This is a genomic window from Bacillus sp. HMSC036E02, assembly GCF_001836235.1.
Classification (GTDB): Bacteria; Bacillota; Bacilli; order Bacillales; family Bacillaceae_G; genus Bacillus_A; species Bacillus_A cereus.
Genome location: NZ_KV827836.1, coordinates 77,223 through 98,674, shown reverse-complemented (window position 1 = coordinate 98,674; position 21,452 = coordinate 77,223). Strand labels below are relative to the sequence as shown.

The following is a 21,452-nucleotide window of genomic DNA, read 5'->3' as shown; positions in this document are numbered from 1 at the left end:
AAAAACCGCCAATTGGCGGTTTTTTAATTTACCTTTTGCTCATTTTCCATTTCCCATAACTTTTCAAAAAATGGCTGTCCTTTTACGAGACGCTCGCATAATTGTTCATGCTTATCAGACCAGCCTGTTTTCGCTTCATCATACAGCTTAACCCAAATATCTTCAAATTCCATATGTTGAACCATTCCATATGCTGATGGATCCCACTCTGTGAACCAATAGCGAATTTCTGCTGTATTTTTCGTTGTATGTAATTGATCTAACGCCATAAATAATAATTGTTTTAGCTGTCTTTCTTTACGAGTCAAGCCATTCATAATGAAAGGCGATGGTGATAAAATGTGATGTTCTTTTTCTGTTTCTTCTACTTGGAACTCATACTTTTCTGCTTGTACGTTTTCTACCATCTCATATACCATCTGCTCTTGGCGTGGTATAAGTCTGCTTTTGCGAATTGGTACATTGTAGCCAATTGTGTCAATCGCAATAATTCCTTTTCCATCTGTAACAACAAAGCAATACTCTTGCTGCAAACGTTCATGATTTTTACGAATATAAGCCTTATGATGTACGTCTTCCAGCATTTTTTGCGGAAGCTCTAACAATTCGTTCTCGATGTAATGATATAATGTGGCATCTACTTTTAATAATGGCACTTGATCTAATAGCTCAATCGTATCATCTTTCCGCCATTCGTAAAAATGACAAACGTTATACCCATTTTCTTCACCTTCAAACCAATTTACCCATACATCATGTAGATATAACATTCACTACCCCTCACTTCACTACTGTTTGTACCAATCATTATGTTCATTTTTGCTTAACTTTATTCCACTTGAGGAAATATATTCTAATTATTATTTTTTCTTCTATTAATACTAAAAAAACAGGAAATAGAAATCCTGTTTTTTTATATATGAAATGTACTTGCTTTATTCAATATTTCTTTTGCATCTATAGATAATAAAGAAAGTGTATCTTCTCCTTCCAAAGTTACACAATCTTTGACAATATGAAATCCAAGCGCATAGCCAAGCATCTTCGGATAAGAGTGAAAGCCATTTAATAAGATGTCATGTTCCCTTGTTCCTCGTTTTATACTTATTCTTTCATGTACAATATTTTTCCAATAATAAATAGCCTCTTCCTTTGAAAGATACGTCGTCCACGGTGCATTGTTTTTTTCTGTATACCTTTCTGTTACTGCTTGTTCAGCTAGCCCTTCCATAATCATCGTATCAAGTAATGTATATTCTGTTTCTTTCGTCTCAATTTGATGTAACCTGCATATGTGATGATATTCATGCGCTAATAACACTTTTAATTCTTCTACCGAATTCCGTCCACATACGAATAAGAAAATAACATGACGCATAGATAATCCAGCCCTACCGTTATACTCTTCTTGTACAGTTCGATTATAGGAATCTGATAATAAAATAAAGACAGGGACATCTGGACCTTTTAACCAGTTTTTCAGTTTATCATACTCCAGGCTCAATTCTTTCCAAATTTCCTTTTCCTCTAATTCTTTAATTTCCTTTTCTCCGCGCATGATCGGGCGATACATCCCTTTTGAAATTAAAAAGCGATACAACCTTTCTTTTGGCAACGGAATATACTTCGTAAATTTCTCACAAAGTTTTTCTGGCCGCCCATAATATAAATGTAGCCATTCAGCTGTTTCAACAATCCCCATCTTTATCCCTCCTTTTTCTTATGTATATGCTACAGGAGAAAAAGGCGTAAAAATAAATAAGGAGTTTTTTCGCAATATATTGCGAAAAAACTCCTTATTTTATCTATTATTTATACGATTTAAATACTAATACTGCGTTATGACCACCGAATCCTAATGAATTACTTAACACCGCGTTTACTTCTTGGTGTCTCGCTTGATTCGGTACGTAATCTAAGTCACATTCTGGATCTGGTGTCTCATAGTTAATTGTTGGCGGAATTACTCCGTCTGTAATTGATTTAATAGAGAAAATCGCTTCAACAGCACCAGCTGCTCCTAATAAGTGACCTGTCATTGATTTCGTTGAGCTAATCGCTACTTTATACGCGTGCTCACCGAAAGTTTCTTTAATTGCCATCGTTTCATATTTTTCATTCGCATCCGTACTTGTACCATGCGCATTAATGTAATCAATATCTTCTGGCTGTAGGCCTGCATCAGCTAAAGCTTGACGCATTGCACGCACTCCGCCTTCACCACCAGGAGCAGGCATTGTAATATGGAACGCATCTCCAGTTGCACCATAACCAGCAATTTCCGCGTAAATGTGAGCACCACGCGCTAATGCGTGCTCTAATTCTTCAAGAATTAGAATACCTGAGCCTTCACCCATTACAAAACCGCTACGATTTTTATCAAATGGACGGCAAGCCGTTGCTGGGTCTTCATTAAATGTTAATGCTTTCGCTGAGCTAAATCCTGCGAATGCCATACTTGTTAGCGGTGCTTCTGCTCCGCCTGTAATCATTGCATCAGCATCACCACGCTGAATTGCTTTAAATGCATCACCAATTGAGTTTGCACCAGATGCACAAGCCGTTACAGAACAAGTGTTAATTCCTTTTGCTCCTGTTGCGATTGATACTTGACCTGCTGCCATATCCGGAATCATCATCGGTACGAAGAATGGGCTCACGCGGCGTGGGCCTTTCTCAGTAAAAATCTTAAATTGTTCTTCGTATGTTTCCATACCGCCAATACCTGATCCAATCCATACACCAATTCGAGGTCCGTTTTCTTCTGTAATTTCAAGCTTTGCATCTGCAACTGCCATTTTCGCTGCTGCTACTGCATATTGTGTAAAGCGGTCCATACGGCGCGCTTCTTTTTTATCAATATATTTCTCGACTTCAAAGTCGTTAATTTCTGCTGCTACTTTTGCTGGAAATAGTTCCGGATCAATTCTTGTAAGTCGTCCGATTCCAGATACACCCTTTTTAATGTTTTCCCATGCTGTTTCAACATCTGTTCCGACCGGTGTAACAGCTCCTAGTCCTGTAATTACGACCCTCTTTTTTTCCATACAAAATACACTCCTTTTTTTCTCTCAGTCCTTATTTACCCCAACGAAGAGCGACTGCTCCCCATGTTAATCCGCCACCAAAACCAACAAGTATAATTAAATCACCATCTTGAATACGTCCATTTTGCAATTCCTCTACCATTGCAATCGGAATTGAAGAAGCCGATGTATTACCAAACTTTTCAATTGTCATACTCATTTTTTCTTGTGGCAAATTTAATCTCTCTCTTGCAGATTCCATAATACGAATATTCGCTTGATGCGGTACTAAGAAATCCACATCCTCTTTTGTAAGACCAGCCTTATCCAGCACGCGAAGACAAGATTCACCAAGTTGACGAACGGCAAATTTAAAGACTTCTCTGCCATTCATCATAACATACTCGTCTTGATATAGATGCTTACCGCCGCTTCCGTCTGCTCCTAATTCGAAAGATAGAACGCCTCTTCCTTCTGAAACTGCTCCCATTACGATAGCACCGGCTCCGTCTCCAAATAATACCGCTGTATTTCGATCATTCCAGTCTACAATTTTAGATAGCTTATCACTACCAACTACTAATACGTTTTTATAAGTCCCCGTTTGAATAAATTGCTGCGCTGTAATCATTCCGTACATAAAACCAGCGCATGCTGCACCTACATCCATTGCAGCTGCATGTTTCGCTCCAATCGCTTCTTGAATGACACAAGCTACTGCTGGAAACGCACGATCTGGTGTTACTGTCGCCACTAAAATAAGATCGATATCTTCTCCGCTAACCCCTGCATCTTCAAGTGCTTTTTTTGCAGCCTCTACGGCCATATATGAAGTATCTATTGTATCATCGGCAATGCGTCTTTCTGCAATTCCCGTTCTCGTACGAATCCATTCATCGGATGTATCCATTATTTTTTCTAAATCGTGATTTGTGACTACTTTTTCTGGCACATATCTTCCGATCCCTAAAATGCCCACGTTCACATCGCAGCCCTCCGTTTTATATCAATTATTATGACTTGGTACTAATTTTAAAACATAAATGTATTTTTGTCTAGAATATATTTCGCATAAAACAGAAAGCTAACGCATTATCCACTTTATTTTTCATTAAAAGAAACAGAAACATACCTCTCAAATATAAAAAGACTCAAACCGCTTCTGTTCACGGTTCGAGCCTCTCTTCCATCTAAAAAGATGCTTTTTATTCTTTATCTGCTTTCCCGAGCTCATAAGCCTCGTTCATAACTTTCATTAACAACTCTAACACCGGCTGTGCCTTCTCCATATCAAGTGCAATTCCATTATCATCTAAAATTGCCTTTGCTTCCGGTAAATGCTTCATTGCGATTTGTAAAAACTGCATGCTTTTTTCGTTCATATTATACTCTTCCTCTCCATTAAAACTTTCACATACAATAGTGTAACACGCGTACTACCCTTCGTATAACTCTTTATATTTTTTCATGTGTGCCAGTTGCTTATTTAAACCGTATTCTAACGGAGTATTTCTTTTTATCGAAATTACTTCGATAGCCTCATCTCTTACTTCGCTATTATTTTTATTTACTTTATCATCCGCGCGTAAAAGATTCATACCTTTTTCCCATAATGACTGTTTACCACTAAGTAAATTGTATATACCAAGATGCGCCCCGTTCGTTCCATGTTCCCATAAGTATTCACATACATCTTCAACGTAAAGTAAATCATTCCCCTTTTCCTCAATCGTACAACGGCACTCTTTTTCAACTAATTCTGATAAAATAAGCTGATGAAACATCATAAAGGACGGTTGCCACGGTCCATATAATGTTGGAACTCGAAATACACTATATTGTAAATTCCCTTTTTTCAATCCTTCTTCTACTTTCAAAAATAGGCGCTTATTTTCGGATTCATCTGTACTTCCTACTTCAATAGAAGAAATTAAATTTAACTTCACTTTTTGTTCTTCACACATTCTTATAATTCGCTTTAAATATTGTAATATGACTCTTTCATTCCGAAATCCACTTTGCTGATTTGGCTCATATAAGCAAAAGTAAACAGTATCGAATCTCTCTTCCTCAACCGATCTCCATCCATCTTCATCTCTTATCGAATAATACGTAAATAACGCATTTCGCCCAATTAATAATAACTTCTCTTCATTAATTTTGGTCATACTATCGAATTCATCAAAATCAAGACCATAGACTTCCACTTCTTCTGCAATCATTTTATTTACAAGGTGATAACCTACAAACGTAAGTGCACCTATTATCAGCACGCGTTCCATACCACCAACCCTTTCCCTCTGAAACAAATAGCTCCTCATTTATGTATATGGGAGCTTCATAATTCTTCTTCATATTTTTTAAAGAAATCGGTCGTTTGCCTAACCATTTTATATTTCACATCTTGCAGATGGAACAAGACAGAAGTATCACATTGATTTAGTTGCCTCATTTTCTCATATCTACGCAACTGCTGTTTTCTTCCTCTTTTTTCTTGTGTTGATACGAAAATTTTAACAGGTACACAAGATGGAAGAAGCGTAAATGATTTCTTATTTATTTTTAATTCTAATTCTTCTTCTTTGGAATCATACGCCAAACTTAATTCCTTCACCAGTCTCTTGTAAAAAAACTTATGCTCTTTCTCAAACTCCACATATTCTGGTAAATCTAAACACGGATTTAACATAATGACAGAGCGTATACACTCAGGATATTTGTTCATCATTTCAAGTGCTACAAGTGCTCCCATACCATCTGCCATAATGTGCATTTTCGCATTCAATGTCTCTTTTCTCAACACAACGTCATATAAACGTTTTGCTAGACGAACAGATTGGTCGTTTCCCCAATGTCTTCCGTATAAATTAGAAGAAAAGACAGTGTAGCCTTGCTCAATAAGGCCATGTAAAAAATAAGATCTACCCGCATGCTGTGTCCATAAACTTGTACCATTCTCAATAAAGTAGTTGTAATCACCAAGAAGCATTACAGAAAATCCATTTGGCTTCTCCGGTAAATAAATGACACATGGTTCTTTTTCTAAGTAAAAAAAACGTTCCGTAATACTCATTTTTCCCCCGCCTTATTTTCTAAACATATAAAACCACTCTTTTATAATGTATGAACGGAATGCAAATTTGCGTTGAAAAATCTACAAATATTTTTCTATATTCTTTTTTCAATTGTGTTACAATAAGGACAGATTGAACGAATAGAGGTGTAAAATATGCGTTTCATTTGGGCATTAATTTGGTCGTTCTTACTTGTACATATGATGAGCTATGTAATCGGCTCTATGACTGGCGGTACATACGACTTTAACCAAGCGTCTATTTTCTCAGTTGTTCTTGCTGTGTTAGTACTCGCAATTTCAGCTGCAATTCCAAACGAGCCAGTAGAACAACACTAAAAAAAGAGTCCGGATTTTATCCGAACTCTTTTTTTATTTTTATTTCACATGAACGACTAATTCGTTATTTTCTACATCAACAACTACGTGACTATTGTCAGTAATTGTTCCTGCAATTAATTCTCGTGCTAATTTCGTTTCCACTTGACGTTGTACGTATCGTTTTAATGGACGAGCTCCGTACATTGGGTCGAAACCAGCTTCCACAACAAATTCTTTTGCTGCATCTGTTAATTCTACTGTAATGTGACGGTCAGCTAGACGACCTTGTAGTTCTTTTACAATTTTATCAACAATGCTTTTAATTTCATTCGTTGTAAGAGGTTTGAATAAAATAATTTCATCAACACGGTTTAAAAATTCAGGGCGGAAATGTCCTCTTAATTGTCCCATTACAAGGTCTCTTGATTCCTCTTTAATCGAACCATCTTCTTCTAATCCATCTAGTAAATGAGCAGATCCGATATTTGAAGTCATAATAATAACTGTATTTTTAAAGTCCACTGTACGACCTTGCGAATCTGTAATGCGCCCATCATCTAACATTTGTAATAAAATGTTGAATACTTCTGGATGTGCTTTTTCAATTTCATCTAATAAAACAACGGAATATGGTTTACGTCTTACCGCTTCAGTTAATTGACCACCTTCCTCATATCCTACATATCCAGGAGGTGCACCAATTAAGCGTGACACTGCGTGTTTCTCCATATACTCAGACATGTCAATGCGAATCATTTGCTCTTCACTATCGAATAAAGACTGGGCTAGCGTTTTTGCAAGTTCTGTTTTACCAACACCTGTTGGTCCTAAGAAGATGAAAGAACCAATCGGGCGGTTCGGATCTTTAATACCAGCGCGAGCACGAAGAACTGCGTCTGACACTAAGCTTACTGCTTCCTCTTGTCCGATGACACGCTCTGATAAGATTTGCTCTAAGCGTAATAATTTCTCGCGTTCACCTTCCACGAGTTTCGCAACAGGAATACCAGTCCAGCGTGAAACAATATCTGCAATTTCTTCTTCACTTACTTCCTCACGTAATAAACGATTTTCTTGTTTATTATGCGCGCCCATTTCTTCCGCTTCTTTTAACTCTTTTTCAATTGCTGGAATTTTTCCGTGACGAAGTTCGGCTGCTTTATTTAAATCGTAATTACCTTCTGCTTCTTCTAATTCACGACGCAGACGTTCTAAATGTTCACGTAAGTCACGAACTTTGTGAATTTCTTCTTTTTCTTTCTCCCATTTCGCTCTCATACCACTTGCAACTTCTTTTAAATCCGATAATTCACGTTGCAATGTTTTTAGACGCTCTTGGCTACCACGATCCGTTTCTTTTCCAAGAGCCGCTTCTTCAATTTCCAGCTGCATAATGCGGCGCGTTACTTCATCTAATTCTGTTGGCATAGAATCGATTTCTGTACGAATTGTTGCACACGCTTCATCAACAAGGTCAATTGCTTTATCAGGTAAGAATCGATCTGAAATATACCGATCTGATAAAACTGACGCTGCTACAATCGCACGGTCATGAATATTTACACCGTGATAAATTTCAAAGCGTTCTTTTAATCCACGTAAAATTGAAATTGTATCTTCAACAGTTGGTTCTTCTGCTAATACTTGTTGGAAACGTCTTTCTAGCGCTGGATCTTTCTCAATATATTTGCGATATTCATCGAGCGTCGTCGCCCCGATACAATGCAGTTCACCACGCGCAAGCATCGGTTTTAACATATTTCCTGCATCCATGGCTCCTTCTGTTTTACCAGCTCCAACTATTGTATGAAGTTCATCAATGAATAATAAAATGCGTCCTTCACTCTTTTTAATTTCATTTAATACAGCTTGCAGACGCTCTTCGAACTCACCACGGAATTTCGCACCTGCTACGAGTGCACTCATATCTAACGCAAAAATCGTTCTATCTTTCAATCCTTCAGGTACATCTTTTTTCACAATACGCTGTGCTAATCCTTCAACGATTGCTGTTTTACCAACACCTGGCTCCCCAATTAAAACCGGATTGTTTTTCGTTTTACGTGAAAGAATACGGATTACACGTCGTATTTCACTATCACGGCCGATTACAGGATCGATTTTCCCTGCTCTCACTTCCGCCACTAAATCACGGCCATATTTTTCTAACGCTTCATAAGTTGCTTCTGGATTTTGACTAGTCACTCTTTGATTCCCCCGAACTGTCATTAAAGACTGTAATAAGTTATCTTTCGTAATATGCAATCTTGTAAATAATTGATTTATATCGCCTTTTTCTTCAGAAAAAGCAAGCAATACATGTTCTACTGAAATGTAATCATCCTGCAGTTTTTCTGCTTCTTTCCCTGCTCTTACAAGCAGTTGTTGCAGAGCGCTCGTTACATACAATTTTCCAACTTCTGCACCGCTCCCCGTTACAGAAGGTTTCTTTTTAATTAAACTTTCTGCACCTTGCTTTAATGCTTCTATATCAACATTCATTTTTTGAAATATACGTACTGCTAATCCATCTTGCTCTTCTAATAATGCAAGTAATAGATGAACAGTATCCACCTCTTGGTGATGATGAGATACCGCTAAAGATTGGGCACTCATAATCGCCTCTTGTGTTTTTGTTGTCATTTGATTTAAGTCCATCTTTACAGCCCTCCAAAAGTTTGACTTTCTTTGACCTTTGATTTGATTATACGCCAACTGACTTTTTTATACAATAATTTTGCCTATGTATTTTCAAACTTATTATTTGAAAAAGAAAAAGAGAGCATTCATTATACTGCTAAAAAATACGGTAAATGAAATTACAATGTATAACGACAAAAAAGCCGCAATAATGATTGCGGCTTCTGTTACGGTTTTCTTTTATATGTCCACTGGCGGTTATGATTCGTGTTATCCGGAAACTTTTCACCGGCAGTTAATTTCACCATTTGCGGATCTTTCACCATACTTCCCGTTTCACCAATTTCTACGTAAATGCCATCATTCGGCGCTTTTTGTCCAGAACGAAACCTGCGATTTTGTCCCATCTTCATTCTCCTTCCATGACGTCTTGCCTCATTAGTATATCCATTTTAAAAGAAAGCTTTTCTGTCATGTTTAGGAAACAGTACTACATCTCATTCTTGTACATATATATGAATGACACAAGCGTAAGCAGGGATTTCTTTCCTACTTGTAGAAAAAAAAGAAACCAACCTACTCTAGGCTAGTTTCAAAGGAGAGTCAAACATATACGAGAAGATTACATGTTCATTATATGCCTCATCACACGAGCAATGTAACCCTTTTCACAATTTGTACATAATGAAAGAAACATTGTTTGAACTTTCTAAAAAGATGTTGACTTTTCTTAATTTCCAACGATAAATAGTAGACACCACAGCACTTTGAGACGTAAGATGGATATATAGTGAAATTTCCATCTATGGTGATTCCACCGAGTCTAACCTCTTATTTCTGCATATTAAAAACGGAAATACAGATAGATACAAAAAAATTATTATAAGAGGTGAAATTATGAACAAACAACATTTAATCGCATTAGACTTAGACGGCACTTTATTAACAGACAACAAAATAATTTCCACTCGAACGAAACATACAATTGCAAAAGCAAAGGAACAGGGACATATTGTTGTTATTTCAACAGGACGTCCATTCCGTGCTAGTTACGATTACTATAAAGAACTTGATCTTAACACACCTATCGTAAACTTTAACGGCGCTTACGTACATCATCCTCGTGATTCAAACTGGGGAACACATCACTCTCCTCTTGAGCTAGCAACAGCGCAAGAAATTGTCCGAGCTTGCTTTGATTTTGGCGTAAAAAATATATACGCGGAAGTAATGGACGATGTGTATGTTCGTGAAATTGATGAAGATAAAAAACATATTTTCGAATTCGGCTCTCCTAAGATTTTTACCGGAGACTTATTAAATATTTTAAACGATCATCCAACTTGCTTATTAATTGACGCACATGACGAGCATTCTACTGCAATTCGTCAACATTTAACGGATATGCATGCGGAAGTAATCGACCATAGAAAATGGGGCGCACCTTGGCCGATTATTGAAATTGTGAAAAGCGGATTAAATAAAGCAGTTGGATTACAAAAAATTTCTAGTCATTACAACATTCCACAAGAGCGAATTATCGCTTTCGGTGATGAAGATAATGATTTTGAAATGATTGAATTTGCTGGTCACGGCATCGCAATGGGAAATGCCATCCCTGAATTAAAATCACTCGCAAACCATACGACGTTAACGAACGAAGAAGATGGTATTGCTTTATATTTAGAAGAGGTTCTTGGGTTGTAATCTAAAAATTCCCTACTTATAGTTTCCTGCCAAATGTCCATACTATAAGTAGACGCATGAGACATTGCGTCGATTGTTTTCAGCTAAATAAAGGGGGTTTTTCGAATGGGTAAAAAGAACAAATCAAAACGTTTTATCCAACAAGGAGCCGATGCTGTTATGAAGCATGATGCAAGATTCCCGTACAGAGGTACATTAGCTGAGGCAGAAAAAGCAAGAAGTAACTCTTCTTTTGGAGGGGTTTAAATGGGGAACTTACTATTCCAACAAGCTAGAGATGCTGTTAAAAATGCCGTATCTTGTTCAAGCGGTACTGAGCAACAAGATCTCGTGTATAGAGCAAAAAATGCTTTGCAATCCGCTTACGCAAACTCTTCAACTGCTGAAAAAGTTCAGCTCCGTGAAATGCAAGAGCAATTGCAAAACATCACGAATTTACATTAAAAAAGAGGACCAACTTTGGTCCTCTTTAATCTTTCCGAAACAATCCGAACACCCCAACTGTTTGCAGTATATTTGTAAATGCACCTGGGTCCACTTGTTTAATAATCCTCTCTAATTCGTATAACTCGTAACGGGTAATAACCATCATTAACATTTCTTTATTTTCATTCGTATAAGCACCTGTTGCTGGTATCGTTGTAATCCCTCTTACTAATCGCGAGTGAATCGCCTTTCTTACGTCTGCCCCATTCTTCGTAACAATTAATGCTGTAATCTTTACATGACGAGTATGAATTGCATCAATAATTCTCGTTGATACATATAAAGTCACTAGCGTATACAACGCTTTTTCCCATCCATATACATAGCCAGCAGCGATAATGATAATTGCATTAAAAAAGAAAAAGTATGTACCGACAGGCTTATCTTTTATTTTTGATAAAATCATGGCGATAATATCTAATCCACCTGTAGAAGCACCCCACTTTAAAGCAATCCCTACTCCAATTGCCGAAATAATCCCGCCAAAAATCGCATTTAATATGATATCATTCGAAACCGCTCTAACAGGGATGATTTCTAGAAACAGAGTCATAAATATAACACAAAGAAAACTAAAAAAGGTGAAGGCCTTTCCAACCTTTTTCCACGCTAAAATAACGACAGGAATATTAAATAAGCTAAACAATACTCCCGTAGATATGTGAATCGATAAAAAATCACCTAATATTTGCGATAATAATTGAGACAATCCAGCAAAGCCGCTCGCATACACTTTTGCTGGTGTTAAAAATAAATTCATCCCAATCGCGTTTAATAAACCTGCGATGATTACAACGATTAACTTCTTTATAAGTTCAGTATAATTCAACTTCAAATCCATTTCGAATCCACCTTTACCCTTCATAAATGCACCGCTATACATAGTCTTTACGAAAAAGGAAATGATAAACGTACAACGTTTAGAAATGGAGTTGATACATATGCCACATACGAGTGATAACGACAAAAAAGCACGCGATAATAACGCAAAACGCACACAAAAAAATGAGCAAGAGCAAAAAAATATTCAGCAAGGTAAACGTGCATACTCTAAAAAGACCGATCACCTTTGATTCCATCGTACATCAACAATTATGTTGATGTACTTTTTTACATTTTAAAGGAAAAAAACATTAAAAATTCACTTCATGTTCACTTCTATATTCTACAATAGCGATAACATATTCGGATGAGGTGTTGGCATGAGAGGGAAACATATTTTCATTATTACTGCACTAATAAGTATATTGATGTTATCTGCTTGCGGACAAAAAAACGGCTCAGCTACAGTCGCTACAGCAACAGACTCGACCATTACAAAGGATAACTTCGAAAAACAATTGAAAGATCGTTACGGAAAAGACATGCTATACGAAATGATGGCACAAGACGTCATCACAAAAAAATATAAAGTATCTGATGAAGAGGTAAATAAAGAAGTAGAAAAGGTAAAAAAACAATATGGAGATCAATTCAAAAAAGTATTAGAAAATAATGGTTTAAAAGATGAAGAGGATTTTAAAAATCAAATTAAGTTCAAACTTGCTATGAATGAAGCGATTAAGAAAAGCATTACAGAGAAAGACGTAAAAGACCACTATAAGCCAGAAATTAAAGCGAGTCACATTTTAGTAAGTGACGAAAATGAAGCGAAAGAAATAAAGAGTAAACTAGATGCTGGTGCTTCATTTGAAGAATTAGCAAAACAAGAATCACAAGATCTACTATCAAAAGATAAAGGCGGAGACCTTGGATACTTCAATTCAGGTACAATGGCTCCTGAATTCGAAACGGCTGCCTACAAACTAAATGTTGGACAAATTAGCAATCCCGTAAAATCATCAAACGGTTATCACGTTATTAAATTAACTGATAAAAAAGATTTAAAACCTTACGATGAGGTAAAAAACTCTATTCGCAAAAACTTAGAGGAAGAACGTACTGCTGATCCTGTATTCAGCAAAAAATTGTTACAAGAGGAATTAAAAAAGGCAAATATTAAAATAAATGATAGTGATTTGAAAGATACATTTACTCTTGTTTCTCCGCAAGGAAATTAAAAAAAGCACACCCTTATCTTTTTAGATAAGGGTGTGCTTTTTAATCTTTCATCTTATTTCTTAAAGTACGTCCAACCTTCTTCTTGGTAAACCTTTTCTTCTTTCATCAACTTACCAAGTGCGCGCTTAAATGCAGCTTTACTCATGTTAAAGCGTTCTTTAATATCTTCTGGATGGCTCTTATCCCAAAACGGCATTGCTCCGCCTCGTTCTTCCATATATGCATAAATTACTGCAGCATCATCTTCCATTCCTTCTTCTTTACGAGGAAGAAGTGAAATGTTAATTGTACCGTCATCTTTTACGTCAATAATACGGCCCGTTACACGCTGACCGATGCGGACTTGTTCTTTTCTTTCTGTATGGTGTAGGAAAGCACGGAAATGCTCATCCGTTAGTATGAATGAACCAACTTGAAGTGAACGATATACACGTCCGTTTACGTTTTTATTACGCATAGATGGCGTTGCATCTACGATAATTTCTTGCATATCACTGTCTCTTGCCGGAAGAGCAATTAAACGATCACGATTCGTTAATTTTAACGTACAATATAATTCGTCGCCTACTTCTGGCCATACCGGCATATAAATCGGGAACTCATCAGCTGGAATTAGTATATCTTTTGACACACCAATATCAACAAACACACCTAAACTAGGAATAACTTCTACAACCTTTACCCAGTTCCAATCATAAGTTGTAATAATCGGTTCCTTCATTGTTGCTGAAATACGATTTTGGTGATCAAGGTATAAGAATACATCAATCGTATCGCCTTCTTCAATTTCTCCAGCCACTTCGTTTTTATGTAGGAAAATTTCTTCTTCTTCATTCCCAACCATATATCCGATTTCCGTTTCGCGTAAAACAGTTACCTGTTCAATCGATCCTATTTGCAAATACATATTTTTTAATTCCCTTCTATATATATAAAATTATCTTTTTTATCATTCCAAACAAAAGTTAATTATAACATGATTTTTCTTATATTTGTCCAACTGCCCAAAATTCACTATAATAAAATGAGGTTACATGAATATAAGTACGAAAACACTTAAGTCTAGACTCGTTTTCAGCTATACTTTAGTATGTACAGTACATAAAAAGATTAGAAATTTATTTGGAGGTGCTAACTATGGCAAAAGATAGTTCTTTTGACATCGTTTCGAAAGTAGAATTACCTGAAGTAACAAACGCAATTAATATCGCATTAAAAGAAATCCAAAACCGATATGACTTTAAAGGAAGTAAAAGTGATATTAAATTAGAAAAAGAAGTACTTGTTTTAACTTCTGATGACGAGTTTAAATTAGAGCAAGTAAAAGACGTTCTTATCTCTAAACTTGTAAAACGTAACGTTCCAATTAAGAACTTAGATTACGGAAAAGTTGAAGCTGCAACTGGCAACACTGTTCGCCAACGCGCAACACTTCAACAAGGTATCGATAAAGATAACGCGAAAAAAATTAACAACATCATTAAAGAAATGAAATTAAAAGTAAAAACACAAGTACAAGATGATCAAGTACGTGTTACAGCAAAAAGCCGTGATGACTTACAAGCAGTAATCGCAGCTGTTCGTAGCGCTGATTTACCAATCGACGTACAGTTCATTAACTACCGCTAAAAAGAAAACTCCTCTTAATTAGAGGAGTTTTCTTTTTTGTCTTGTAGAGACAATATTACGAGAACAAACTATAGAAAAAGGTATATGCGGTGAAAATCGCTAAGTGAACAGGGTCTAACCATACGCATACTTTACAAGTGACCGTATGATTAAACTAGGCCTTATTGTAGAATTTGTTTTATACATGTATTTAGCAGACCTTATTGAAAATAAGAAAAAGACACCTCAAGACGTTTCCCCCTTCGATTTGAATTACTTTTCTTAGTAACTACACCCTAGACCAAAGTCATCTTAAAAATCGCTGTAACTCATAATTCCTCCCCCCGCCAAAACGTAACAATTTATGAGTATAAGAATATTTCCCAACCTTTAATGTATTGTAAAATTAATAAGGAACTTAAAAAATGTTAATTAAAAAAGAGTTAGAAGTGGTTATATGAAGAAATTAATACTATGGTTTTTATTGGCCACATTCTCCCTAAATACTGTAGGATGTTCTAATAATGCGAATTCACTAACGGATAAGTCTAACTGTATCAACAAAGCTTGGTACAAAAAAACTATGTCATGTAATCATTTAAAAAAACATTAAATAGTTAATGATAAAAGTCATAAAAAAAGACACCTCAAAGCGCCTTCCTCCGACTTGAACCATCTTAATTTTAATTATATTTGGATGGAGTTAAAAAGAAGCATAAATTTTTAATAAAGATGCAACTATTGTTTATTTCAAAGGCCTTTCTCTATCCGTATGGACACAAAAACAGGTTAGGAAGAAGGCTTTTTCTCCCTAACCTGAAATCCCCCTCTCATTAGAGAAGTTTTCATTTTCGTATCGTTTCTCTTAAGAAATTTCATATCAACAGAATAACACTATTGCCCACCGAACAAACTTACAAATACAATAAGAAGACATGAACATAGAACGAGCAACTTCTCATCTACGTTTCCTTTTAACCGCAATTAAAAACGCAATAAATAATACATTTACACCAACGATTAAGGAGATAAATAACCAATTCACACCTGTTTCTCCGTTAACTTTATACACGTTTGATTCTTCACGCTTTAAAACGAGATAAAATTTCCCGTTTTCCTCTCTTATAATTTCATCCTGCAACAATCCTCTTAACTCTTGTTTTTCACCAATTGCACTTGCAGGTAAGGAGACTTTTTGTGTTTCTTTCGTATTATTAATTGCTACTAAAGTTACTTCATCTTTATATTTTCGTTTTAGTATGCTCATCCCGCTCTTATCATACAGAAGCTCAAACGTACCGCGTCGTAAAGACGGTCTCGCCTGCCTAAGTTCACCTAGTTTTGTTATGTGCTGCATAAATTTTTCGTCTGACTTAAAATCCATTAATCGTCTATTATCGGGTACACTTCCTCCATCTAATGCAATTTCAGTTCCGTAATAAAAATTCGGAATCCCAGGTGATGTTAACAAATAAGTAAGCGCCAGTTTTAAACGTGATGGCGGATAATACATATTTTCTTTTGCAATACGTGCATATCTTTTTGTTTCTTGATCATCTAAAAACGTAACAAAGTCCCCTTCTTTTTTACTCACATCGTATAACGATTTCACCGATACATCCGCTTCGGAAAACGATTCTACTATTTTTTCGTTGTATTCGCTATCCTCCTTTGTCATAATACGAAAATCTTTCTTTATCACTTGCATATCTTTTTGCGCGTTATCCCAAAAGGAACGCGGCTTTTTTTCACTATGTATAACATAACTTCCGTCTAAATCAACTTCTTTTATCCACCATTTCATTGCGTCAATTACCTGTCGTTCGTTTTCTCCAAGCGGAAATTGAAATACAACTTTCATTCCTTTTGCATGAGCTTCTTTTACAAGTTCTTTCACATCATTGTCTGTCCCGAAATGTTCATTTACCTTTTTAAAATTTCGCACGTCTAATCCATCGTACTTTCCACTTTCAAAAAGCGGCGAAAGCATAACGGTAGTAAAACCCATTTCTTTTATGTAATCCAACCTTTTTATAATTCCTCTTATATCCCCGCCTTGATACCCTTCTAAATTACCAACTTCTAATTGTTTGTCATTTTTCGGTTCTCCATTATTGAAGCGATCAATCATAATGGAGTATATAACTTCATCTTTCCACTCTCTTTTTTCGTCTGCAAAAGTATGTATTGGTACAAACAAAACAAAAGCTAAGCAAAAACAAATGAATAGTTTCCTAGTCCGTATTTTTCCCACACGCATCCCCCAAGTTTTTAATTGTAAGAATATTATACCAATTATCCGAGAGAAACGCATATGTCGATTTCAATCCTCACAAAATAATCTATGTTACATTTTCTAACATCATGTATATATTTTTCTGAATTTTTAGTTGATTTTTAGTTCCTTTTCGAATATGATATGAAACATAACAAAACTATGTTATTTTTTCTAACATTATAGGAGGAGAGCTCATGAATATGGGAGATACAGTTTTTATGTTTGTGACGACAGTAATGGTCATGTTGATGACACCAGGATTGGCACTTTTTTATGGAGGTATGGTTCGCAGCAAAAATGTACTCAGTACAACGATGCATAGTTATAGTGCAATGGCTATCGTTTCGATTCAATGGATTGTTATCGGCTATTCTTTATCATTCGGACCAGATTGGCACGGGCTTATCGGTACACTTGATTGGTTCGGTCTAAACGGAGTTACCTACGCACCAAATCCAGACTACTCATCTACTATTCCTCACAATTTATTCATGATGTTTCAACTCATGTTCGCCATTTTAACTCCAGCTTTAATTTCAGGTGCATTTGCTGAAAGAATGCGATTTTCTGCCTTTCTTATTTTTATCCTTCTATGGACAACGATTGTTTACAATCCTGTCGCTCATTGGGTATGGGGCGTCGGCGGGTGGCTAAGGGAACTTGGTGCACTAGACTTCGCTGGCGGAAACGTCGTTCACATCACTTCCGGAGTTGCTGGTCTTGTATTAGCTATTTTCCTTGGAAAACGAAAAAACATAAATGATTCTTCTCCTCACCATTTGCCATTTACAATGTTAGGAGCAGGTTTATTATGGTTTGGCTGGTTCGGTTTTAACGTCGGCAGCGCATTATCCTTAAACGACGTAGCTTTAACTGCATTTATTAATACAAATATAGCCGCCGCTGCCTCCGCTCTAACTTGGATGCTTTCTGAATGGTTCTTCCAATCAAAACCGACCGCAATGGGAGCTGCTTGCGGAGTTGTTTCTGGTCTAGTCGCTATTACACCAGCTTGCGGGTTCGTTACACCTTTCTACGCCCTTCTTATCGGAGCAATTGGTGGCATATTATGCTTTGGCGCCGTTTTCTTCTTAAAAACAAAATTTGGGTATGACGATACACTTGATGCCTTTGGATGCCACGGCATCGGAGGAACTTGGGGCGGTATTGCAACAGGACTATTTGCAACTACTACCGTAAACGGGGATGGTGCGAACGGATTGTTTTACGGAAACGCCGCGTTACTGTTTAAACAACTTATAGCGATTGGCGCAACATATGCATTCACAATCATCATGACGTATGCCATTATTAAAGCGATCAACTTCTTCCTCCCTGTTCGAGTAGATGAACATGAAGAACACATGGGTCTTGATATTTCAATGCATGGTGAGAAGGCTTATGAACATGCAGAGCGAGCAAACTAAAAAAGAGATGCAATCTATTAGTAATAGATTGCATCTCTTTTTTTGCGTACTAGGCAACATACCCCACCTAGTATAAACGTAAATATATCAACGGTTTTTTGGATATATCAACGATTTTTCAAATATATCGATTGTTTCTTTCAATATATCAACGTTTCGACACAAGATATCGATTTACCAACAAATTCCGACATAACGAAACTGAAGAATACCCGCGTGTAACTTTACACATAAAAAAGACGACCGAAGCCCGGTCGTCTTTTCCTATTTATTTCGGAGCATTTCCTACATATTGCGTAATATCAACATTTAATGCCTGCGCTAAACGCATACCGTATTCTTGATCTGCACGGAAGAAGTTACAAACAGCTAATAATTTTGTGCGTTCATTTACGTCTTTTAGATCATTTGTTAAGTTTGCAATTAAGTTATCTTGCTCTTCTTTAGAGAACGAACGGTAACGCTCACCTGCTTGTTTGAAGTCATTTGGTTTCTCAATTTTTTCACGAGATACATAGCCTTCTACTTTCATAGTTGAATCGCGGTAAGCTTTGTCTTCAACTGGATTCTCTGCATGACGACTCGGTTCGTAGTTGATTGTAGATGGGTTTTGATTCACTTGCATCGCACCATCACGTTGTTGATTCTGAACAGCTGCGTATGGGCAGTTTACAGGAATTTGTAAGTAATTTGCACCAAGACGATAACGCTGTGTATCTGGGTAAGAGAATAAACGACCTTGTAATAATTTATCTTCCGATGGCTCAATACCATTTACAGTTGCACTTGGAGAGAACGCTACTTGCTCTACTTCTGCAAAGAAGTTTTTCGGATTACGATTTAACGTCATTGTCCCTACTTCCATTAATGGGAAGCGATCTTCTGGCCATACTTTCGTTGGATCTAGTGGATCAAAGTCTAAAGAGTCCATTTCATCTAATTGCATAACTTGTACGTGTAAATCCCATTTTGGGTAATTTCCTTTTTCGATTGCATCGAACAAGTCACGAGTTGCATGATTGAAGTCTTTCCCTTGTACTTCTTGCACTTCTTTCGCATTTAAGTTACGTACACCTTGCTGTGGTTTCCAGTGGTATTTAATATAAACAATTTTGCCTTCTTCATTAATCCATTTAAATGAATGGACGCCGAAACCTTCCATTTCACGATAGCTTGCTGGTGTACCGTAATCAGAAAATACCCATGTCATCATATGTGTAGATTCTGGACTTAACGTCATGAAATCCCAATAACGATCTGGCGTTTGAATATTCGTATCAGGTGCTGGTTTTAAGGAATGTACCATATCAGGGAATTTAATTGCATCACGAATGAAGAAAACTGGTAAATGATTACCTACGATATCGTAGTTTCCTTCTTCTGTATAAAATTTAACAGCAAACCCACGTGGGTCACGTGCTGTTTCAGGAGAACCTTGACCATGAATAACCGTTGAAAAACGAACAAATACAGGCGTTTCAGTTCCTTCATTTTGTAAAAATGCTGCTTTCGTATATTGCTTCATACTATTTTTCGTTACGAATACACCGTGAGCACCTGCACCACGTGCATGCACAACACGCTCCGGAATACGTTCACGATCAAAGTGCGCAAGTTTTTCTACTAAATGATAGTCTTCTAATAATACTGGTCCACGACGACCAGCCGTACGAGAATTTTGGTTGTCTCCAACTGGAGCACCTTGGTTTGTTGTTAAGCGATTATTTGGATTCATCTAGGGGGATCCTCCTCTTTCTTTCGTAGTAATCATTATTTATTTAAAATCATTATAAATTAATTATTATTCAAAACTAAATCTTTGTCAACTATTTCCTTCACTTTTTTGGAAACAATTTCAGCCAAACAGTCGATAAATGCAGATTTTGCATTCGGCATATTTGGTCTGAAATATTTGGCATTTAATTCATCCGTTACAACTTTACATTCATAATCGTTGTCATATAAAACTTCTAAATGCTCCGCTACAAAACCAACTGGGCAATATACGAAAGATCCGTACCCATGCTCTTCATATAAATCTTTCGTTAAATCTTGCACATCTGGACCAATCCACGGATCTGGAGTATTCCCAGCACTTTGCCAACCGATTGTATAGTTTTGAATATTTGCAGCTTCTGCAATTAAATCTGCCGTATGCTTTAGTTGTTCTACATATGGGTCTCCTGTTGCAATAATTTTTTCTGGCAAACTATGCGCTGAAAAAATTACGACTGCTTTCTCTTTATTATCAATTTCTGTAAACGTCTCTTTTATTTGGTCTGCCCAATACGAAATAAATTTCGGTTCATCATACCATTGTTCAATTGGTTCAATAACAGGACCACCAATTTCTTGCGAAAGACGAATAGCACGGTCATTATACGCTTTAATGCTAAATGTAGAGTAATGTGGCGCTAATACGATACTAATCGCTTGCTCAATCCTATCACGCTTCATTTCTTCTACCGCATCTTCTATAAATGGTGCAATATGTTTTAAACCTAAGTAACAAGTAAATTCATACTCTGTAAATATGTTATTCATTGAATCTGTTAATTTATGCGCCTGTTCTTTCGTAATTTTTGCAAGCGGCGAAATTCCACCAATCGCTTTATAGCGCTCGATTAAATCTTGGAGTGCCTCTTTGGAAGGTTTACGACCGTGGCGAATATGTGTGTAGTACGCTTCTACATCATCTAATGATTCTGGCGTTCCATACGCCATTACGAGTAAACCTATTTTTTTCTTTGTCATCTATATAACACCTCAATTTTATAAATGAGAATCTTTTTCAAGAACATTTGTTTCCAATTATAGCAAACAAC

At 36.6% G+C, this 21,452-nt stretch carries 22 protein-coding genes; 8 read left to right on the top strand and 14 right to left on the bottom strand.

What is annotated here, in order from left to right:
- Nucleotides 1-23 precede the first annotated feature (23 nt).
- The 7 genes from HMPREF2590_RS12070 to HMPREF2590_RS12040 form a co-directional block, all read right to left on the bottom strand.
- Nucleotides 24-770: a YjbA family protein gene (locus HMPREF2590_RS12070; protein ID WP_000966128.1), complete on the bottom strand. Its 747-nt coding sequence runs from the start codon at nt 768-770 to the stop codon at nt 24-26.
- Between the two features lie 143 nt (nt 771-913).
- Complete coding sequence (locus HMPREF2590_RS12065) at nt 914-1,702, bottom strand: DUF2268 domain-containing putative Zn-dependent protease (RefSeq protein WP_000513282.1); 789 nt, start codon at nt 1,700-1,702, stop codon at nt 914-916.
- Between the two features lie 106 nt (nt 1,703-1,808).
- Nucleotides 1,809-3,047, bottom strand: coding sequence for a beta-ketoacyl-ACP synthase II (gene fabF, locus HMPREF2590_RS12060; protein WP_000412656.1), 1,239 nt, complete (start codon nt 3,045-3,047; stop codon nt 1,809-1,811).
- A 31-nt stretch (nt 3,048-3,078) separates the two neighbouring features.
- Entirely contained in the window at nt 3,079-4,011 is a 933-nt protein-coding gene (fabH, locus tag HMPREF2590_RS12055; RefSeq protein WP_001100533.1) for a beta-ketoacyl-ACP synthase III, read from the bottom strand.
- A 220-nt stretch (nt 4,012-4,231) separates the two neighbouring features.
- Nucleotides 4,232-4,408 carry a ComZ family protein gene (locus HMPREF2590_RS12050; RefSeq protein WP_001986215.1) on the bottom strand — a complete coding sequence of 59 codons (177 nt, stop codon included), beginning with the start codon at nt 4,406-4,408 and terminating at the stop codon, nt 4,232-4,234.
- Between the two features lie 54 nt (nt 4,409-4,462).
- Nucleotides 4,463-5,335 carry an NAD-dependent epimerase/dehydratase family protein gene (locus tag HMPREF2590_RS12045; protein ID WP_001986101.1) on the bottom strand — a complete coding sequence of 291 codons (873 nt, stop codon included), beginning with the start codon at nt 5,333-5,335 and terminating at the stop codon, nt 4,463-4,465.
- 29 nt (nt 5,336-5,364) lie between these two features.
- Nucleotides 5,365-6,099 carry a lipase family protein gene (locus tag HMPREF2590_RS12040; protein WP_000028714.1) on the bottom strand — a complete coding sequence of 245 codons (735 nt, stop codon included), beginning with the start codon at nt 6,097-6,099 and terminating at the stop codon, nt 5,365-5,367.
- Nucleotides 6,100-6,255: 156 nt separating this feature from the next.
- Here HMPREF2590_RS12040 and HMPREF2590_RS12035 point away from each other — a divergent pair, with 156 nt between their 5' ends.
- Entirely contained in the window at nt 6,256-6,438 is a 183-nt protein-coding gene (locus HMPREF2590_RS12035; protein WP_001211116.1) for a YjzD family protein, read from the top strand.
- A gap of 39 nt (nt 6,439-6,477) precedes the next feature.
- On the opposite strand, the gene clpB is transcribed toward HMPREF2590_RS12035, so the two are convergent.
- Nucleotides 6,478-9,078, bottom strand: a complete 2,601-nt coding sequence (clpB, locus tag HMPREF2590_RS12030) for an ATP-dependent chaperone ClpB (RefSeq protein ID WP_000365404.1) — start codon at nt 9,076-9,078, stop codon at nt 6,478-6,480.
- 209 nt (nt 9,079-9,287) lie between these two features.
- Nucleotides 9,288-9,467, bottom strand: coding sequence for a YjzC family protein (locus HMPREF2590_RS12025; RefSeq protein ID WP_000531421.1), 180 nt, complete (start codon nt 9,465-9,467; stop codon nt 9,288-9,290).
- 490 nt (nt 9,468-9,957) lie between these two features.
- Between HMPREF2590_RS12025 and HMPREF2590_RS12015 the strand changes: the two genes are divergently transcribed.
- The 3 genes from HMPREF2590_RS12015 to HMPREF2590_RS12005 all read left to right on the top strand — a co-directional run bounded on the left by HMPREF2590_RS12015 (nt 9,958) and on the right by HMPREF2590_RS12005 (nt 11,211).
- Nucleotides 9,958-10,767 (top strand): Cof-type HAD-IIB family hydrolase, encoded by an 810-nt coding sequence (locus HMPREF2590_RS12015; protein ID WP_001041233.1) that lies wholly within the window; start codon nt 9,958-9,960, stop codon nt 10,765-10,767.
- A gap of 105 nt (nt 10,768-10,872) precedes the next feature.
- Nucleotides 10,873-11,013 carry a hypothetical protein gene (locus tag HMPREF2590_RS12010; RefSeq protein ID WP_000516816.1) on the top strand — a complete coding sequence of 47 codons (141 nt, stop codon included), beginning with the start codon at nt 10,873-10,875 and terminating at the stop codon, nt 11,011-11,013.
- Nucleotides 11,014-11,211: a DUF3813 domain-containing protein gene (locus tag HMPREF2590_RS12005; RefSeq protein ID WP_000527410.1), complete on the top strand. Its 198-nt coding sequence runs from the start codon at nt 11,014-11,016 to the stop codon at nt 11,209-11,211.
- Nucleotides 11,212-11,236: 25 nt separating this feature from the next.
- On the opposite strand, the gene HMPREF2590_RS12000 is transcribed toward HMPREF2590_RS12005, so the two are convergent.
- Entirely contained in the window at nt 11,237-12,094 is an 858-nt protein-coding gene (locus HMPREF2590_RS12000) for a YitT family protein (protein WP_000364431.1), read from the bottom strand.
- 100 nt (nt 12,095-12,194) lie between these two features.
- Here HMPREF2590_RS12000 and HMPREF2590_RS11995 point away from each other — a divergent pair, with 100 nt between their 5' ends.
- Both HMPREF2590_RS11995 and prsA read left to right on the top strand, forming a co-directional pair.
- Nucleotides 12,195-12,326: a DUF3941 domain-containing protein gene (locus HMPREF2590_RS11995; RefSeq protein ID WP_001120851.1), complete on the top strand. Its 132-nt coding sequence runs from the start codon at nt 12,195-12,197 to the stop codon at nt 12,324-12,326.
- A 129-nt stretch (nt 12,327-12,455) separates the two neighbouring features.
- A complete protein-coding gene (gene prsA, locus HMPREF2590_RS11990; protein ID WP_001214216.1) occupies nt 12,456-13,313 on the top strand; it encodes a peptidylprolyl isomerase PrsA in 858 nt (285 codons plus the stop codon).
- 53 nt (nt 13,314-13,366) lie between these two features.
- Here the strand turns inward: prsA and HMPREF2590_RS11985 are convergent, their stop codons facing one another.
- Nucleotides 13,367-14,221 (bottom strand): CvfB family protein, encoded by an 855-nt coding sequence (locus HMPREF2590_RS11985; RefSeq protein ID WP_000281260.1) that lies wholly within the window; start codon nt 14,219-14,221, stop codon nt 13,367-13,369.
- Between the two features lie 230 nt (nt 14,222-14,451).
- On the opposite strand from HMPREF2590_RS11985, the gene HMPREF2590_RS11980 reads away from it, so the two are divergent.
- Nucleotides 14,452-14,943 (top strand): YajQ family cyclic di-GMP-binding protein, encoded by a 492-nt coding sequence (locus tag HMPREF2590_RS11980; protein ID WP_001040149.1) that lies wholly within the window; start codon nt 14,452-14,454, stop codon nt 14,941-14,943.
- 937 nt (nt 14,944-15,880) lie between these two features.
- On the opposite strand, the gene HMPREF2590_RS11975 is transcribed toward HMPREF2590_RS11980, so the two are convergent.
- Nucleotides 15,881-17,236, bottom strand: coding sequence for an alpha-amylase family glycosyl hydrolase (locus tag HMPREF2590_RS11975; protein WP_002098723.1), 1,356 nt, complete (start codon nt 17,234-17,236; stop codon nt 15,881-15,883).
- 158 nt (nt 17,237-17,394) lie between these two features.
- Here HMPREF2590_RS11975 and HMPREF2590_RS11965 point away from each other — a divergent pair, with 158 nt between their 5' ends.
- Entirely contained in the window at nt 17,395-18,627 is a 1,233-nt protein-coding gene (locus tag HMPREF2590_RS11965) for an ammonium transporter (RefSeq protein ID WP_001055853.1), read from the top strand.
- Nucleotides 18,628-18,895: 268 nt separating this feature from the next.
- Here HMPREF2590_RS11965 and katB read toward each other — a convergent pair whose 3' ends face one another.
- Both katB and hemH read right to left on the bottom strand, forming a co-directional pair.
- Nucleotides 18,896-20,362 (bottom strand): catalase KatB, encoded by a 1,467-nt coding sequence (gene katB / locus HMPREF2590_RS11960; protein WP_001069181.1) that lies wholly within the window; start codon nt 20,360-20,362, stop codon nt 18,896-18,898.
- Nucleotides 20,363-20,421: 59 nt separating this feature from the next.
- Nucleotides 20,422-21,381: a ferrochelatase gene (hemH, locus tag HMPREF2590_RS11955; RefSeq protein WP_000162627.1), complete on the bottom strand. Its 960-nt coding sequence runs from the start codon at nt 21,379-21,381 to the stop codon at nt 20,422-20,424.
- Nucleotides 21,382-21,452: the final 71 nt, after the last annotated feature.